The organism is Acinetobacter gerneri DSM 14967 = CIP 107464 = MTCC 9824 (genome assembly GCF_000368565.1).
Taxonomy (GTDB): Bacteria; Pseudomonadota; Gammaproteobacteria; order Pseudomonadales; family Moraxellaceae; genus Acinetobacter; species Acinetobacter gerneri.
This window is the reverse complement of record NZ_KB849533.1, coordinates 197,891-214,710: the sequence shown is the minus strand read 5'-3', so window position 1 is coordinate 214,710 and position 16,820 is coordinate 197,891. Positions and strand designations below refer to the sequence as shown.

The 16,820-nt window shown below is 38.9% G+C and carries 17 protein-coding genes; 10 read left to right on the top strand and 7 right to left on the bottom strand.

Translation table 11 applies throughout. The features are described 5' to 3' along the window. Window positions 1–119: 119 nt before the first annotated feature. Together F960_RS01300 and F960_RS01295 are read right to left on the bottom strand one after the other, a co-directional pair. Window positions 120–989 carry a hypothetical protein gene (locus tag F960_RS01300; RefSeq protein ID WP_004855175.1) on the bottom strand — a complete coding sequence of 290 codons (870 nt, stop codon included), beginning with the start codon at window positions 987–989 and terminating at the stop codon, window positions 120–122. A gap of 78 nt (window positions 990–1,067) precedes the next feature. Beyond that, on the bottom strand, window positions 1,068–1,817 hold the full coding sequence (locus tag F960_RS01295) for an SDR family oxidoreductase (protein ID WP_004855174.1): 750 nt from the start codon (window positions 1,815–1,817) through the stop codon (window positions 1,068–1,070). A gap of 146 nt (window positions 1,818–1,963) precedes the next feature. On the opposite strand from F960_RS01295, the gene F960_RS01290 reads away from it, so the two are divergent. The 5 genes from F960_RS01290 to F960_RS01270 all read left to right on the top strand — a co-directional run bounded on the left by F960_RS01290 (window position 1,964) and on the right by F960_RS01270 (window position 6,770). After that, window positions 1,964–2,305 (top strand): winged helix-turn-helix transcriptional regulator, encoded by a 342-nt coding sequence (locus F960_RS01290; RefSeq protein WP_004855172.1) that lies wholly within the window; start codon window positions 1,964–1,966, stop codon window positions 2,303–2,305. 113 nt (window positions 2,306–2,418) lie between these two features. After that, the gene (locus F960_RS01285; RefSeq protein WP_004855168.1) at window positions 2,419–2,868 is read left to right on the top strand and encodes a hypothetical protein; all 450 of its coding nucleotides are present in this window, start codon (window positions 2,419–2,421) and stop codon (window positions 2,866–2,868) included. Window positions 2,869–2,899: 31 nt separating this feature from the next. Then, a complete protein-coding gene (gene topA / locus F960_RS01280; RefSeq protein ID WP_004855164.1) occupies window positions 2,900–5,539 on the top strand; it encodes a type I DNA topoisomerase in 2,640 nt (879 codons plus the stop codon). 84 nt (window positions 5,540–5,623) lie between these two features. Beyond that, on the top strand, window positions 5,624–6,070 hold the full coding sequence (locus F960_RS01275) for an NUDIX hydrolase (protein ID WP_004855162.1): 447 nt from the start codon (window positions 5,624–5,626) through the stop codon (window positions 6,068–6,070). Between the two features lie 139 nt (window positions 6,071–6,209). Beyond that, window positions 6,210–6,770 carry an HdeD family acid-resistance protein gene (locus tag F960_RS01270; RefSeq protein WP_004855160.1) on the top strand — a complete coding sequence of 187 codons (561 nt, stop codon included), beginning with the start codon at window positions 6,210–6,212 and terminating at the stop codon, window positions 6,768–6,770. Between the two features lie 277 nt (window positions 6,771–7,047). Here F960_RS01270 and F960_RS01265 read toward each other — a convergent pair whose 3' ends face one another. After that, the gene (locus F960_RS01265) at window positions 7,048–7,503 is read right to left on the bottom strand and encodes a carboxymuconolactone decarboxylase family protein (RefSeq protein WP_004855158.1); all 456 of its coding nucleotides are present in this window, start codon (window positions 7,501–7,503) and stop codon (window positions 7,048–7,050) included. 90 nt (window positions 7,504–7,593) lie between these two features. Here F960_RS01265 and F960_RS01260 point away from each other — a divergent pair, with 90 nt between their 5' ends. The 3 genes from F960_RS01260 to F960_RS01250 all read left to right on the top strand — a co-directional run bounded on the left by F960_RS01260 (window position 7,594) and on the right by F960_RS01250 (window position 11,161). Next, window positions 7,594–8,757 (top strand): glycerate kinase family protein, encoded by a 1,164-nt coding sequence (locus F960_RS01260; RefSeq protein WP_004855157.1) that lies wholly within the window; start codon window positions 7,594–7,596, stop codon window positions 8,755–8,757. 101 nt (window positions 8,758–8,858) lie between these two features. Then, entirely contained in the window at window positions 8,859–10,850 is a 1,992-nt protein-coding gene (locus tag F960_RS01255) for an ATP-dependent helicase (protein ID WP_004855155.1), read from the top strand. Between the two features lie 68 nt (window positions 10,851–10,918). Continuing rightward, window positions 10,919–11,161 (top strand): RNA recognition motif domain-containing protein, encoded by a 243-nt coding sequence (locus F960_RS01250; protein WP_004855153.1) that lies wholly within the window; start codon window positions 10,919–10,921, stop codon window positions 11,159–11,161. A gap of 81 nt (window positions 11,162–11,242) precedes the next feature. Here F960_RS01250 and F960_RS01245 read toward each other — a convergent pair whose 3' ends face one another. Then, entirely contained in the window at window positions 11,243–12,547 is a 1,305-nt protein-coding gene (locus tag F960_RS01245; protein ID WP_004855151.1) for an MFS transporter, read from the bottom strand. Window positions 12,548–12,902: 355 nt separating this feature from the next. On the opposite strand from F960_RS01245, the gene F960_RS01240 reads away from it, so the two are divergent. Together F960_RS01240 and F960_RS01235 are read left to right on the top strand one after the other, a co-directional pair. After that, on the top strand, window positions 12,903–13,406 hold the full coding sequence (locus tag F960_RS01240) for a DUF6586 family protein (RefSeq protein ID WP_004855148.1): 504 nt from the start codon (window positions 12,903–12,905) through the stop codon (window positions 13,404–13,406). 107 nt (window positions 13,407–13,513) lie between these two features. Next, on the top strand, window positions 13,514–13,792 hold the full coding sequence (locus F960_RS01235) for a hypothetical protein (protein ID WP_004855146.1): 279 nt from the start codon (window positions 13,514–13,516) through the stop codon (window positions 13,790–13,792). Window positions 13,793–14,226: 434 nt separating this feature from the next. Here F960_RS01235 and F960_RS01230 read toward each other — a convergent pair whose 3' ends face one another. The 3 genes from F960_RS01230 to rpmB all read right to left on the bottom strand — a co-directional run bounded on the left by F960_RS01230 (window position 14,227) and on the right by rpmB (window position 16,680). Further along, window positions 14,227–15,945: a cation:proton antiporter gene (locus tag F960_RS01230; protein WP_004855143.1), complete on the bottom strand. Its 1,719-nt coding sequence runs from the start codon at window positions 15,943–15,945 to the stop codon at window positions 14,227–14,229. A gap of 330 nt (window positions 15,946–16,275) precedes the next feature. Then, window positions 16,276–16,431, bottom strand: coding sequence for a 50S ribosomal protein L33 (rpmG, locus tag F960_RS01225; RefSeq protein ID WP_001205031.1), 156 nt, complete (start codon window positions 16,429–16,431; stop codon window positions 16,276–16,278). 12 nt (window positions 16,432–16,443) lie between these two features. Further along, window positions 16,444–16,680 carry a 50S ribosomal protein L28 gene (gene rpmB, locus F960_RS01220; protein ID WP_000048256.1) on the bottom strand — a complete coding sequence of 79 codons (237 nt, stop codon included), beginning with the start codon at window positions 16,678–16,680 and terminating at the stop codon, window positions 16,444–16,446. Window positions 16,681–16,820: the final 140 nt, after the last annotated feature.

The following is a 16,820-nucleotide window of genomic DNA, read 5'->3' as shown; positions in this document are numbered from 1 at the left end:
GATCCTAAAATAGCGTTGCGTACTACTTAGGGTAGTATCAACGCTAAAATGTTTGATCAACATATTTCTAATATTAAAAGACGACTTGTTGCATCTATTTGAATATACGTTTGACTTAATTAACTTCCTAATTTTCCATAATATTGTCGATCACTAAAATATAAAACGATGGTTTTATATTTTGTATGGTATGGATAATATAATTCATAAAATCCGTCTTTCGCTCTAAAACGAATCTGTTTTGAACCTTTTTTAAAGACTTGGTCTAAATATTCTTTTTCTTCTAAATTTAAAGTGGCAACATAACGTTTTTTATCAAGTGAAATTTTAGTTTTTTGAGCTGATGTCTCTATCGCTTGTGCCGCTGGAAGGGTTGCAGTAGTTGTTGGTCTGACTTCATTTTCATTGCTTTCAGATTCAATAAAATAGTTTTCACTAAATCCAAGATAAACAGGATTACCTTGAATTTCATCTGGAACAATAATTTTGACTTGATTAAAAGATTTATCCAGTACGCCTAAAAACTGCAAATTTTCACTAGATTGTTTGATGTAGTTTGCATCGAAATGGTAATTGAGCAATTGAGTTAAACGATTGGGTTGAGTTTGAATAATATTTTCAGCAGAGTTCACGAAAATATTTTGTTTTTTCTGTGAAGTTAAAAAATCTCCACCAAAACAAAGTACTGCAATCAGTGGGAAAACGGCTAGCAGAGTATAGATGATCCGTTTAATTTTGGGATTGGCTTTAACTTCATCACCACGTTCAGCGATTCGTGTCAGATTAAACATGATGTTGAGCATCAAAGCTCCAGCCATCAGCGCGATAATACCCAATATACTCATACCAAAAGTATTGGTGATATATTCGCGAAAAACTTTTAATCCAAAGACTTGTACTAAAACAAAAGTAAAAACCCAATAAATTAAAAGTAAAATAGAAACTAAACCAATGATATTACTTATTTTAACAAGAAATTTTGCGTTCATTTTTATAATAATTTCAAAAATAAATATCTTGCCCTGAATACTTGTTCAAAGCAAGATTTAGATTAAATTATAAGCTTTTTATAAGTTTGCAACACCACCATCAACCAACAACTCTGTACCGATGACAAATCTTGACTCATCAGAGGCAAGATAAATAAAAGCGTCTGCAATTTCTGTTGCTTCGGCGAGACGGCCGATTGGAACGAGGTTTTGGATTTGAGTTTTTAAGGCTTGTCGCTCTTGTTCTGAGGTGCTTACTTTATCGAGTGCAGCAGTCGCGGTTGGTCCGGGGGAAAGTAAGTTAAAGCGTATTTTTTCATTTAATAATTCTCGTGATAAAGTTTTTACCAGAGAGCGTAATGCAATTTTAGAAGCTGCATAAACACTGCTTTGCTCAAGTGCAATATGAATACTTGTAGAACCGCATAAGACCACTGAACAATGTGGATGGAGTCTATTTTTGAGTATTTGTAGCAGTAAAAATGGAGCTTTTATATTGGTGTCGAATACTTGGTCGAACATGTTTTCTGTCCATTGACCGAAGGATGCATGCAGGACATTTCCTGCATTTAAAAATACAGCATCCAATTCGATATGATGCTGTATTAAGAAATCAGCCAAGCTTTCTAGCTTGGAAAAATCAGAGCTATCATGCACAAAACCAAGACATTGCTTTGGGAAAAGTTGTTGGGTTTGATTGACCTTTTCAGCATTTCTAGCAGTGAAAATGATAAAAGCACCTTCTTCGATACATCGTTTTAAACTGGCAAAACCGATGCCGCTCGTAGCACCCGTAATGAGTATTTTTTTGCCGTATAAACGCATCATTTTGATCTCAATAAAATACAGGCTGATTAATATGAAAAATAATGTGCATAAATAGAAGACGTTTCCATTTGTATACTCACTAGCTAAATGGCTTGAATTGCGGTGAAATAAGCCGCTTAAAAATGTAATTTTATGTAGAGCAAATCATGTCAGAAACGTCTTATGCTGAGCATTGTGCCTTGATGCGCTTTGTTGGAATTTTTTCAGGTAAATGGATTCTGCCTATCATTTATCATCTCATTGAACAAAATAAACCCGTACGCTTTAGTGAGCTTGGCAAAGTACTTTCACCTATTACGCAAAAAGAGTTGTCCAAACAATTAAAAATTTTGGAAAAAAACCAGCTTATTCAAAAGACAATTTATCCCGAGATCCCGCCTAAAGTTGAGTATCAAATCACGGCACTTGGACTCACATTAAAACAACCTATACAAAATTTAGGGCAGTGGATGGATGTATATGAGAAACAAATGTGTGAAAATGCTTAAATATTAATCGCCTAAAGTGTCCTGATGATCATTTTAAAAATAGCAACATTAATTTAAAACTTGCGTTTTATATTGCGCTTATGCAACCCTAATATATAAACAGAAGGTGAACTATGGAACACGCAGGAATTTGGGTTGCAGTTGTTATTGCGGTATTTATACTTGGATCAATTTTTGGCTTACGCGTTAGCCCTAGAGAAAAAGCTTTAGGTATTATGCGTGAGAAAGCCCGTAAAATGGGTTTACATCCGCGATTGGTCGCTGCCCCAGATTGGACGCATGTCCCAAAGGCGACACCTGACCGTGCCAGTATGGTTGCTTATTATAGCGTGTTGATTTCTGATGCAAGATTACCTTTAATGCGTGCCAGAGTTGAAGAGCAAAAATTGCAGCTCCTTCAAGGTGACGAGAAATTTAAAGATTTTCCCATTGCATTAAAAGGGATTTATGCTATTGATATGCAGGCGAACTGTGTAGGCCTCTATTGGGATGAAGAATCTGACCTCAGAGCGACACAATTGGACGATATGAAAGCATATTTACTTTCTTTGGCTGAAATTTAATTTACATAAACAATAGGAAATACGGTTCATTATGGCGAAAGCTCCTCGGTCCACATCCAAAAGCACTGCAGCACCTAGTGAGGCTGGAAATAAACGTGCCTTAGTGATTGTGGAGTCGCCTGCAAAAGCGAAAACCATCAATAAATATTTAGGTTCAAGTTATATCGTGAAGTCTTCGGTAGGTCATGTGCGTGACTTGCCTACAGGTGGTTCGGCTAAAAATTCTGAAAAAAAACCAGCTACTCGTACCAAATTGACTGAAGAGCAGAAAGCTGAAAAAGCACAAAATGCTTTGGTCAATCGTATGGGGGTCGATCCTGAGCACGATTGGAAAGCTAAATACGAAATTTTACCAGGCAAAGAACATGTTGTTGCCGAACTGAAAAAGCTTGCATCGCAGGTTGACGAGGTCTATCTCGCAACCGATTTGGACCGTGAAGGGGAAGCGATCGCTTGGCATTTAAAAGAAGTCATCGGTGGGGACGAATCACGCTATCAACGTGTGGTCTTTAACGAAATTACCAAAAATGCCATTCAGGAAGCATTTAAACATCCATCTCGTTTGGATACCAATAAAGTCAATGCTCAACAAGCACGTCGTTTCTTAGACCGTGTTGTGGGCTTTATGATTTCGCCGTTGCTTTGGGAAAAAATTGCCCGTGGTTTATCGGCAGGGCGTGTGCAATCTGTAGCGGTAAAACTTGTAGTTGAACGTGAACGAGAAATTCGTGCGTTTATTCCAGAAGAGTATTGGCAAGTTTTCGCAGATACCAAAGCGACCAAAGATGATATTCGTCTTGAAGCAGTCAAGCAAAATGGCAAAACTTTAAAATTGCAAAATAAAGCACAAACAGATGCTTTATTGGATATTTTAAAAGCAGCAGACTATAAAGTTGCTAGCCGTGAAGATAAGCCGACCAAAGTCAATCCAAGTGCACCGTATATCACTTCGACTTTGCAACAGGCAGCCAGTACTCGTCTTGGTTTCTCAGTAAAGAAAACCATGATGTTGGCACAGCGTTTGTATGAAGCGGGTTTCATTACTTATATGCGTACTGACTCAACATTTTTGAGTGATGACGCGGTCAATATGGTGCGCAATCATATTGAAACTGAGTTTGGTGCAAAATACTTACCTGCAAAACCAAATCGCTATGGCAATAAAGCCAATGCCCAAGAAGCCCATGAAGCGATTCGTCCTTCAAATGTGGCACTGAAAGGCGATAGCTTGGCTGGGGCAGAGCGTGATGCACAGCGCTTATATGATTTGATTTGGCGTCAGTTTGTTGCATGTCAAATGACAGCTGCTGAATATTTGTCATCAACTATTTTGGTTGATGCCAATGGTGTAGAACTCAAAGCTAAAGGTCGTACTTTGGTATTTGATGGTTTTACCAAAGTTCGTGGTCAAAACAAATCTGATGATGATGTGTTACTTCCTGCGGTGAAAGTGGGTGAAATTTTAAAACTTGAGAAACTTGATCCTTCTCAACATTTCACAAAACCACCTGCACGTTTTACTGAAGCGTCATTGGTTAAAGAACTCGAAAAACGTGGAATTGGTCGTCCTTCGACTTATGCTGCCATTATTTCGACGATCCAAGATCGTGGTTATGTCAAACTTGAAAATCGTCGTCTTTTTGCTGAAAAGATGGGTGAAATCGTCACAGATCGTTTGGATGAAAGCTTCAATAACCTGATGAATTATGACTTTACTGCTGATCTTGAAGGTCAGCTCGATAAAGTTGCAGAGGGTGAGCGTAACTGGAAAGATTTGCTTGATTCATTCTACGGTGATTTCAAAAAACGTTTAACGACTGCTCAGGGTGACTCGGGCATGCGTCGCAATCAACCTGTAGAAGTAGAAGCGGTACACTGTCCAGAATGTACTCGTCCTATGCAGATTCGTACAGGTACAACGGGCGTATTCTTAGGGTGTTCAGGTTATAACTTGCCACCTAAAGAACGTTGTAAAGGAACACTGAACTTAACACCAGTTGAATCATTGGCTGCACTTTCAGATGATGATGGTGCTGAAACAGCTGATTTGATGTCGAAAAAACGTTGCCCGATTTGTGGTACGGCAATGGACAGCTACGTTATTGATGGTGGTCGTAAATTACATATTTGTGGTAATAACCCAGATTGTAATGGCTTTGAACTCGAAGAAGGTGAGTTCAAAATCAAAGGTTATGATGGCCCAACGATTCCTTGCGATAAATGTGATGGTGAAATGCAGCTTAAAAATGGTCGTTTCGGTCCATATTTTGCCTGCACAAGCTGTGACAATACCCGCAAAGTTTTGAAAAATGGTCAACCTGCACCACCGCGTGTTGATCCGATCAAAATGGAACATTTGCGTTCGACCAAGCATGATGATTTCTTTGTACTTCGTGATGGTGCTGCAGGTCTATTTTTGGCTGCGAGCAAATTCCCGAAAATTCGTGAAACACGTGCGCCGAAAGTTGCTGAAATCCGTACAGTGGCAGATCAGTTAGATCCAAAATATAAGTTCTTACTTGATGCGCCTGATACTGATCCAGATGGCAACCCAACATTGATTAAATTTAGTCGTAAAAATCAGGCTCAATATATCGGTTCAGAAACCCCAGAAGGTAAGCAAACCAAGTGGAGTTTGGTTTACCAAGATGGTAAATGGATCGAAGCTTAATTATATTAAGAATTGAATCTTGTAAAAATGCTCACATTGGTGGGCATTTTTTATTTGAATGTTCAATAGTTCTATAGGTGAAATATGATTCCAATTCGCTCAGTTGTTGTATCAGCCGTTTTATTTTCAAAAATAAATAGCGAATTTCGTATGCTTTTGATGAAGCGTGTCAAAGGTGATTTTTGGTGTCATGTTGCTGGAAAAATTCAAGCCAATGAAACAGCGAGCCAAGCAATTCTTCGTGAAATCTGCGAAGAAACCGAAATTCAGGTTCAAGAACTTTACAGTGCGGATTATCTCGAACAGTTTTATGAGGCAAGCTTGAATGTGATTGAGTTGATTCCTGCTTTTGTAGGATTTTGTGCAGATGATCAGCAAGTCATCTTAAATCATGAACATACAGAGTATAAATGGTGCACATTATCTGAAGCCCAAGCTTTAGTGCCATTTTCCAATCAAAAAAAGCTTTATGATTTCGTTTGGCAAAACTTTATTGATCAAACACCAGAAGCATTATTGAAAATTAAATAAAGATCAAAAATGAAAACCTTGTGGATAAAAGATCACTTATCCACAAAAGCTCAAGATGTCATGGATGCAGTTTTTATACAGACAAATCAAACTATTTTGTCAAAATGAAAATAGTCTTTAAAAAAAGAAGAGATATAACATGATTACTGTCGGAAATGATTTGGTACGTCATCAACTGCAAGAAAACCGTAAATGGTATCTTTTATTAGGTACTTTATTGGTTATTTTTGGCATCGTGCTTATGGCCTCCTTGGGTATGGCGACCTTGACTGTGATTTATTTGTTTGGTGCGCTGATGATGATTGGTGGCATTTTGCATATTGTCGCGGCATTTAAAATATTCGAGGGTGGTTATCGCTGGATGTGGGCTATATTTGGCGTGTTATATATCGTTGCAGGTTATTATGCTTATTCTTCACCGATCAAAACGGCCATTATTTTAACAAGTTTGTTAGCCATTGCTTTGATTATTGGTGGTGTGATTCGCATTATCAATGCCTTTATGCTTAAAGCATATCCGGGTTGGGGCTGGACATTATTTTCAGGCTTATTGACCTTGCTTACAGGGATTTTGATTATTACCACGCCAACATCACCGTTTTGGGTCTTGGGCATGTTCCTTGCAATCGATATGCTATTTCAAGGAATCAACTATCTGACTTTGGCAGCTGCAATCAAACGAGTGCCACCAAGCTATTAAGTTATTTGGATCATTTGTCTAAATCAATCGACTTAGGCTTCAAAGCTTAAAATGCTAATTTAAGAATAATAAAAAACCTTCTGTTCGGCTGAGATATATTTCTATACATCGGCTAAATAGAAGGTTTTTTGTTTTGGTCTTTAGGATAAGTTTTAGTTTTTAAATTTTTGACAGCTTTGATCAGATTCAACATCGTTAAATGATTTGATTTGTATAAATCGTCAAATTTTTCAAGCAATATATTTTAAAAATTCATTCTAATTTATACCTTACATTTTCATTGTTCTGCTGCAACTCGATAATGGCTCGCAATCGCGATCCGATTCCAAGCATTGATCACAATCGCAATCCATTCTATCGCTGCAATTTCTTCATCAGATAATTGCTCACGTGCTTTTTGATAGCTTTGTTCTGGAAAATGTTGCACTGCAAGTAGCGTCATTTCTTCAACTAAAATTAAAGCAACTTGTTCTTTTTCAGTAAAATATTCACATTCACGCCAAGCATCCAACAAAACAATTCGATCGATCGTTTCTCCACTTTTTAACGCATCGTGGCTATGCATGCGGATACAAAAAGCACATTGGTTAATTTGTGATGCACGTAATTTCAATAAATGTGCAAAGCCATCTGCAATTTTGGCTTGTTTGATTTTTTGCATCGCAAGTTGATCAAGTTCTGCGACAGCCTTATAGAGTTCTGGTGCGGCTTTGCCTAAATTTACGCGTTGCATTTGATCATCCCATTTTTTTGAATGATGCTAGTGTAAACTTTGACTGCGAACAGATATATTAAATTTCAAAGGGATTTACAAGAAAACATCATGACTGCATCAAATCAAACCATCAAAACTTTTGTATTTGCACCTGATTCATTTAAGGAAAGTATGTCGGCTGAGACAGCATGTTTGGCGATGCAAAGAGGTGTGGAAAAGGTTTTTCCAAATGCAAATTTTATCCATGTTCCGATGGCAGATGGTGGTGAAGGAACGGTCGATGCATTGGCCGCTGCAAGACATGGGCGAAAAATCATGGTTGAGGTTGCGGGTCCTTTGCCAGAACAACAGGTGCAGACTTATTTGGGTTTGATTGATGATGGCAAAACTGCCGTGATCGAAATGGCAAATGCCAATGGTATCCATTTGATAACGCCTTCACAGCGAAATCCTTTGCTGACAACGACTTTGGGTACAGGTCAAATGATCAAAGCGGCATTGGATCAGGGTGTCAGTAAAATCATTATTGGGATAGGCGGAAGTGTGACCAATGATGCGGGTGCTGGTATGGCTCAGGCCTTGGGTGCGCAGTTTTTGGATGAAAATGGACATAATGTTGCGACGGGTGGGGGACAGCTTGATCAGGTCAAGACAATTGATATTTCAAAACTTGATCCACGTTTGCTGTCGACTGAAATCATCATTGCCTGTGATGTCAACAATCCTTTGACAGGTGAACAAGGTGCTTCTTTTGTATTTGGTCCGCAAAAGGGTGCAAGTCCTGAGATGGTGTCTAAGCTTGATCATTGTCTTGAGACATTTGCTAACTTGATCCAAAAGCAGCTTGATTTGGATTTTAAGGATGTTGCAGGTGCAGGTGCTGCTGGTGGACTAGGTTTTGGTTTAATGACCTTTACAGGCGCTATGATGCGCTCTGGTGTGGATATGATGATCGAGGAAACCCTGTTAGAGGATTATGTCGCTCAAGCTGACTATGTTTTTACAGGTGAGGGTGGAATTGATTTTCAAACAAAGTTTGGCAAGACCCCCTATGGTGTAGCAAAAGTTGCCAAGCATTTTGGGAAACCTGTCTTTGCATTTGCAGGGTATGTCGGTAAAGGCATAGAAGAGTTGTACCCTGAAGGTTTTAGTGCAATTTTTGGCATTATGAATAAGCCTTGTTCGTTAGATGAAGCTTTAGAAAATGGTGCAAAAAATTTAGAGAGAAGCTGTGAAAATGTAGCGCGGATTTTAAAATTATCTGACAAATAAAAACCAGTCTACGTCAGATCATGTCGAGTCCTTTTTAGGAAAAATATATCATCCCTGCCTAGTCTGCTAAACTAGCGCTACGTTTTAGTAGATTTGAGATTATGAGTTTAAATACCCTGATTGATGAGTTAAATCCTCAGCAAAAACAAGCCGCAACAACAGAAGCAAAGCATTGTTTGATTCTTGCTGGTGCAGGGTGTGGGAAAACTAAAACCATTGTAGCGCGTGCCGCATATTTGATTGCCAATGGTACGCCTGCAAATCAAATCCAAATTTTGACATTTACCCGTCGTTCAGCCAGTGAAATTGTGGCTCGTGTAGAGTTGGCTCTAGGAGATCAAGCCAAAGGTTTACGTGCATCTACGTTCCATACTTTTTGTATGTACTTACTTCGCCGTGCTCCAAAAGCATTTGGACTGGATCAATTTTCGATTATTGATCGTGATGACCAGTTGATGCTGTTTCGTCTGATTCGCGGTAAAGATGATAAAAAGAATCCCAACGCTTTGCCAAAACCACAGCAACTTTGTGATGTGTATTCTTTTGCACGAAATACACGGCAGAAATTGAGCTTGGCTTTGGAAAAGCAACATCCCGAATTTTTAGAGCATAAAGATCAGATTGCTGAGATCATGAAAGAGTATGAACGTCGCAAACGTGAACGTCATTTTCTAGATTATGATGATATCTTGGCGGTGGTTGCATCTGCTTTGGCGCAGTCCGAAGGCTTGGTTGATTATGTTTCAAGGCTTTGTCAGCACATGCTCGTTGATGAAATGCAGGATACCAACCCTTTACAATGGGCATTGCTTGAACCCCTCAAAGATCATGTCAACCTGTTCTGCGTCGGGGATGATGCTCAGTCTATTTATGGATTTCGTGGTGCAGATTTTGAAAATATTCACCATTTCAAAGAACGTGTGCCAGATGCCACGATTTTTAAACTAGAAAAAAACTATCGTTCGACTCAAGAAATATTGGATCTTTCTAACTGGCTTTTGGATCAAAGCCCGATCAAATATGACAAGCGTTTAGATGCCTATCGTGGGGATGGCGTTAAACCACGTATGCACGTGTTTCCAAATGAATTTGATGAAGCCAAATGGATCGCGATTGATATTAAAGAACGCCATTTGCTGGATGGTGCAGCATGGCATGAACATATGGTTTTGGTGCGTTCGGCATTTGCAGCAAGACATATTGAAGCCGCATTTATCCAAGCCAATGTGCCGTACCGTTTTATCGGTGGAATGAAATTGCTTGAAACTGCGCATGTGAAAGACTTGCTCAGTTTATTGCGCGTGATTGCAAATCCGATGGATGATATTGCATGGATGCGCTTTTTGACTTTATGGAATGGCGTGGGTGATGTTGGCGCAAGCAAGTTGTCGCATCAACTTTTACAAGAGCCAGAAGCTGATCCTATTTTCAATAAATTAGAAAATTTTGGGCGAATTCCTGACAATAGTATCTTGATCATGAAACAGATGCAGGTTCTAAAAGATCAAGTTGAAGCTTGTGTCAATCTAGGGATTGAGGCATTAAAAGAGCAGCTCGAACAAAATTATGCCAAAAAAGACTGGTCTAAGCGTTTAGGCGATTTTGATTTGGTCAAGCAATTAGCAGCGAAACATACTCAGCTCAGTGAATTTTTAGAAGAATATGTTTTAGATCCGATTTCGATCAGTGAAATTGAACGTCAATCACAAGATGATGTTGTGACTTTGATTACCATTCATTCAGCAAAAGGTACAGAGCAAAAAGTCTGCTATGTTGCCAACGTCTCTCCGGGTCAGTATCCAAATGCTCGTGCGCACGGCAATTTTGATGAGGTTGAGGAGGAGCGCCGTGTACTTTATGTTGCTTTGACACGTGCTCAAAATGAATTGATCTTGACCAAACAAAATTTACATCAATGGGCGACAGAACAATACGATGAGCAAGGTCGTAAAATTGAGACCTACTTTCTGCATGATTTAACACGTAATTTATGCACAACAGAGACGCATTACAAACAACGTGAGCAGACGGTAAAAAGTGCTTTGATCGAAAGGCAGGTGATAAATTTAGATTTTGGAATAGATCTGGATTAAACTGTGCTGTGCAAAAATATCAAACAGATTTGACAGCGATCTGGTGTCATTGAAATTAAGGTTAATTCATGAAAATTTTAGTTCGTAATTTAGAACGTACCGTGCCAGAAGCAGAATTGCTTGAGTTGTTTAAGCAATATGGCACAGTAGCGTCATGCAATTTGGTTCTAGATGCTGAAACAGGCAAATCTAAAGGTTTTGCTTTTGTGGAAATGCCAAATGGCCGTGAAGCTGTAAAAGCCATCAAAGGGCTCAATACTTTACGTTTACACGGGCATGGTATCCGTGTAAAAGCTGCGGAAGAAAAATAAGCCTCAGCATGAGTAAATAAAAAACCCGATTTAAACATCGGGTTTTTTTATTCTTAGATTTGAAATTTCAACAGATCCTAATTAGGCTTCATCACGCTTAAATTGAAAATGTTTTGATGGGTGTTTAGCAATATGAAAGACATAGATTGCTGCACACAAACCTAAAAATGCTGAAGTCATTAACCAAAATGCGGGCATACTTTTATTGCCGGAAGTTTGTACCAAATAAGTGGCAACAACTGGCGTCAAACCACCAAAAATAGAGGTCGCTAAACTATATGCCAATGAAAAGCCTGCGGTACGTACAGTACGTGGCATAATCTCGGTAAGAGAAGGAATCATCGCACCATTATAAAGACCATAAAGCAAAGAGAACCACAACAAGGTCAATTGCAAATGTCCTAAGCTAATGTTATGAGTCAGCCAATACAGCATAGGATAAGCACTAACAAACATTAAAAATGTTGTGGCTAAGAGTACTGGTTTTCGACCAAAACGATCTGAAAAATGACCGCCAATCGGTAAGAATAAAAAGTTAGAGATCCCCACAATGACCGTTGCAATCAGACTTTGTGAAGTCGTCAAATGCAAAACTTCTTTACCATAAGTTGGTGTATAAACCGTAATAAAATAGAACATGGTGGTTGTGGTTGCGACCATGCACATTCCAACCAATACAATTTTCCAGTTGCTTAACAGCGTTTTTAAAATTTGAGAGGTGGTTGGTTTAACGGTACGTGAAGCAAAATCATGGGTTTCTTGCAGATTGCTACGTAAAAAGAAAATCAATGGAATAATCAAACAACCGATAAAAAATGGAATACGCCAAGCCCAATCAGCCACTTGTTCAACTGTGAAAATTTGATTGACGATATAGCCCAAAACTGCTGCAAACACGACTGCAACCTGTTGACTTGCAGATTGCCAACTGGTGATAAATCCACGGTTATGCTCATTTGCGATTTCTGCCAGATAAACAGAAACACCACCGAGTTCTACACCTGCTGAGAAACCTTGTGCTAGACGACCAACAAAAATCAAAAATGCCGCTAAAATCCCGATGCTGTTATAGCCCGGAGTAAACGCGATAATTAGGGAACCAAAGGCCATGATGCTCAAGGTCAACATCAGACCTTTACGTCGCCCAATGCGGTCTACATAAGGACCTAAAACCAAGGCACCGATTGGACGCATCAAAAAGCTGACAGCAAAGATCAGAAACGTTTTCATCAAAGCGGCATAAGTGCTGTCTGAATGGAAAAAGGTTTCACCGATTGCTTTGGCATAAAAACCGAATAGGAAAAAATCGTATTGTTCTAAAAAATTACCACTGGTGACATTGAGAATACTACGAAATAACGAGGGAGATTTGGGGGAATCGTTCATTTTGAATGCTGCTCCATTTCCTTGATATGCATTACTATTTTGATCAAGATGCAAACTTTCACATCAGATAATGGCTACAGCGCCACATAAAGAGCGCTGATCGTTTGATAAAAATTTTCTGAAATAATATGTAGGAAAACTGAATTTTTGATTAAATTAAACTTAAATGATCTATTTAAATCATTCATTTTTATATAGAAATATTTTGTATTTCATTTATCTGCGAAATAGAAAATTTGTGATCATTTTTTTATAAAATATTCATGCTGATCTATGTGAGAAATCACTTTAACTTTAACTCAATTAATTTTAATCTAAGACAGTAAAGAACAAATTTATATTAGGGAAAAATTCCATGTCACGTGTTGCTCGCTACCATGCTGATCGTACCAATCAAAAACTGTATTTTGCACGACTTTCGTGTCAGCAAGCAGAGCAAACTGAGCATGTGCAACAAGTTCAAGGCTATCGTGAAGCTGCGGTATTTCATTTGCATGGTGCGGTATTGGCATTTTTACAAGAATTGGTGCGTTATTATCGTTTAAATGATCTGCAACCTACTCTCAAGTCTATTGAGGAAAATATGGCGGCAAAAGGGCAGGTGTCACCAGAGATTTCGGTATTGCAGCAATTGGCTCGTGAGGGTTTTATTGCAGAGTTAAAGCGTGCTTACCGTTCTTGTCAGTATGCGCCTGAGCCAAGTGAACCAACACCAGAAGATGAAACTTCATCTAATTTGATTATCAAAGTTACACAAAGTCCGCAAGCTTGGTTGCCTGATGTTAAAATTTTACGTGAATGGCATCGTGATTTAACGCAACTCATTGATGGCTTTCGTAATGAAATGGTCGAATTTTAATATTTAATTAAGCAAATAAGCTTGAAATTTATCCACTGATATCCATATATGTATCATAGTATGCAAAGCGCCTTGGCTCTTTGTTGTTTGAATGGGCGGAGGGTTATATGTCTATAGAACAGTTAAAAGAATTATTTGGTAATCAAGAAGCAATTCTCGAGTTAGTACAACTTGAGGGTGGTGAATTGGCACTTCGTAATGCAGGTTCTGAACAGCAACCTCTAGTGACCATTCAATTTAATGATGAAGTAAAAGCTTTACTTGGTGATCAAACTGCGACCATTGCTCAGCATATGATTCAAGCTGCTTTATTTGGTTTACTGGAAAAACAAATGAATCAGTGGAATGCTGAAGTGGTTGATGAAGAACCTTCTTTGATGAGCTAATCATTTCTTGATCTAAAAATTTACACAAAAAAAGCGCATATCAAATGCGCTTTTTTTTGCTGAGTAGAATGACATTTTAAAAAGAGAAACTTAAAAACATCCTTTTAAATCTATGTCGTTAAACTCAATGTGGTTTCACGATTAAAACCAGATTTAATAGGTTTCTTTCATTAATAAAAAAATGATCAGGTATCTGGGTAAAAAGTATCATGCGGTCACATTTGCCGTGAAAGATTCAATTTACTTTGCGTAGACAATCTTCCTTACTTTGTTTTCGGACAAAGTAAGCAAAACCATTTGTCGAACAAATGGGCATACATCCCTGTAGCCCTTGTTCGACGAGCGGCATCCTGCCTAAATTGCAAATTTTATTACGCTTTGAAGCAAAATGATTAGAGTGTAAATTTGTGCAAGAAATGACTTATACAAGAACTCTAATGCGTAGGCGTATGATGATGCGCAATTTGGATTTGATTTAAAATATGGTTACTCATATTTTTCGCCATTTCCTCTTTGGCATAATAAACGTCTCCAATTTCATCTTCACGAATGATTTCAGCTTCTTCTTTAGATGTCGCACAGATCAACACTTGGATTTGTGGATTGAGCAATTTGGCTGTATCTACGATTTTATGAATATCTAAAATATCCATCGGTGAAATCACCAAAAGACGTGCATGTTGGATATGTGCTTGAATGAGTACACTTGGTTCAGTCGCACGTCCTGATACGGCTGCGTTGCCTTTTTCACGTAAATCTTCAACGATTTCACGGTTTTCTTCAGCAATCACGACTTTGATACCATCAGCCATTAAGGTGCGTGTAATCCTACGACCAACTTCACCATGACCAACGATGACCACTTGATCACGTAGATAATCTTGATCGACTTCATCTGGTAGCATTGCTAGAGGGTCACCACTACGTTCTAGCAAACGAGCCAAATGGGAGCGTTCGCGAATCCAGTTTTGGACAGGTTCAATTGCTGAAAATACAAATGAATTGAGCGTTATTGAAAATAAAGCGCCAGCCAAAATCAGGTTTTGCCCTTCCAATGAGAGTAAGCCTAGTGATACTCCTAGTGTCGCCAAGATAAATGAAAATTCACCGATCTGAGCCAAACTTGCACCAACGGTCAAAGCCGTATTGAGCGGATATCTAAAGAATAAAACCAGAGCCATCGCCGCTAAAGTTTTACCAATCATAATAATAGCGATCACTGCCAAGATATGCAGTGGTTGCTCAATCAAGATGCGTGGATCAAACAGCATGCCGACGGAAACGAAAAATAAAATCGAAAATATTTCACGCAAAGGCAAGGTTTCTTCTTCAGCACGATGACTAAAGTCAGACTCTTTGACCACCATTCCCGCAAAGAATGCACCCAGTGCCATAGATACGCCAAAAATCGCGTAGGAACCATAAGCAATCGAAACGGCAGCAGCAACGACGGTTAGGGTAAACAGTTCTCTAGAGCCTAAACGAGCGACAAATTGCATGATCATTGGAACTAATCGTTTACCGATGATCAACATGAAGGCTATAAATCCAGCAACTTTAAGCAGTGTTAAGCCCAAGGTTAACCAGATATTTTCATTACTATCATGTCCTGCAAGTTGCTGTCCGCCGAGCAATACTGCAGTCGCAGGCAGGAGGACTAAAACCAGTACCATCACAAGGTCTTCAACCAAAAGCCAGCCTACAGCGATTTTACCGTTGACTGAATCGAGTAAACCTCGATCCCCCAAAGCTTTGAGTAAAACCACAGTACTGGCACAGGATAAACACAGACCAAAAACTAAAGATGATCCAAAACTCCATCCCCAAAACATGGAGACACTCAAGCCAAGAATAGTTGCCACGGTGATTTGTAAAATCGCACCTGGTAAGGCTATTCGTTTAACTTGAAGCAGATCATTGAGGGAAAAATGCATCCCCACACCAAACATCAAAAACATGACCCCAAGCTCAGCCAATTGATTGGCGAGTGCCATATCGGCTTCTAAACCGGGGGTATTGGGACTGATAATAATGCCAGCAATAAGATATCCGATCAGCGGAGGGAGGCGTAGACGGGCCGCAATATAGCCAAAAAATAAAGCTATACCAAATCCTGCAGCCAATAAAATAATCAAATCTACATCATGCGGCACTAAATACTCCTTTTAAAGGATGATTTTTAAATTAAGTCAAAATGTAGTAGGCGTTTCAAAATATATTGCAGCAATCACATGACCTGTCCATTAAAGCGATGTTCTAAAATGATTTGGAATCCAAATTTCATCGACATCGTATATGGGACTTCAACTTTTGCAGTGGGTCATTTATTGCAAGAAATTTTAGACACTTACAGACACTAAAAAGAGAATGAAAGGTTAAGCACAAAGAGTGCCAACTAAAACAGTAGGAATTTTAACAAACGGAACAAAAAAAAAGCAAAAAAAACGACCCCAAAAGGAGTCGTTTTTTTCAAAAAACTAAAATTATTTGATTTTAGCTTCTTTGAAAATTACGTGTTGGCGGATTTTTGGATCAAATTTTTTGATTTCCATTTTTTCCGGCATAGTACGTTTGTTCTTAGTGGTAGTGTAGAAATAACCTGTACCAGCTGAAGATACTAGACGAATCTTATCACGCATTGTACTGACTCCTTAGATCTTTTGACCTTGAGCACGAAGATCAGCAACAACCTTTTCAATGCCCAATTTGTCGATAATACGCATACCTTTAGTGGTTAAACGAAGACGTACGAAACGTTTTTCGCTTTCTAACCAGAAACGGTGGTGGTGCAGGTTCGGCTCGAACCGGCGCTTAGTTTTGTTGTTGGCGTGTGAGACGTTGTTACCAACGACTGGACGCTTGCCGGTAACTTGGCAAACCTTAGACATGGTGTAACTCCATTGATTTAGCCAACAGCAAATCTGTATGGCCAGTCAAAAATAAACGGATGAATTCATTCAAGGGGCGTTTTATACCAAAAATCCGATTAAAAGACAAGCGGAATCGGTTAAAACTCGGCATGAAACTG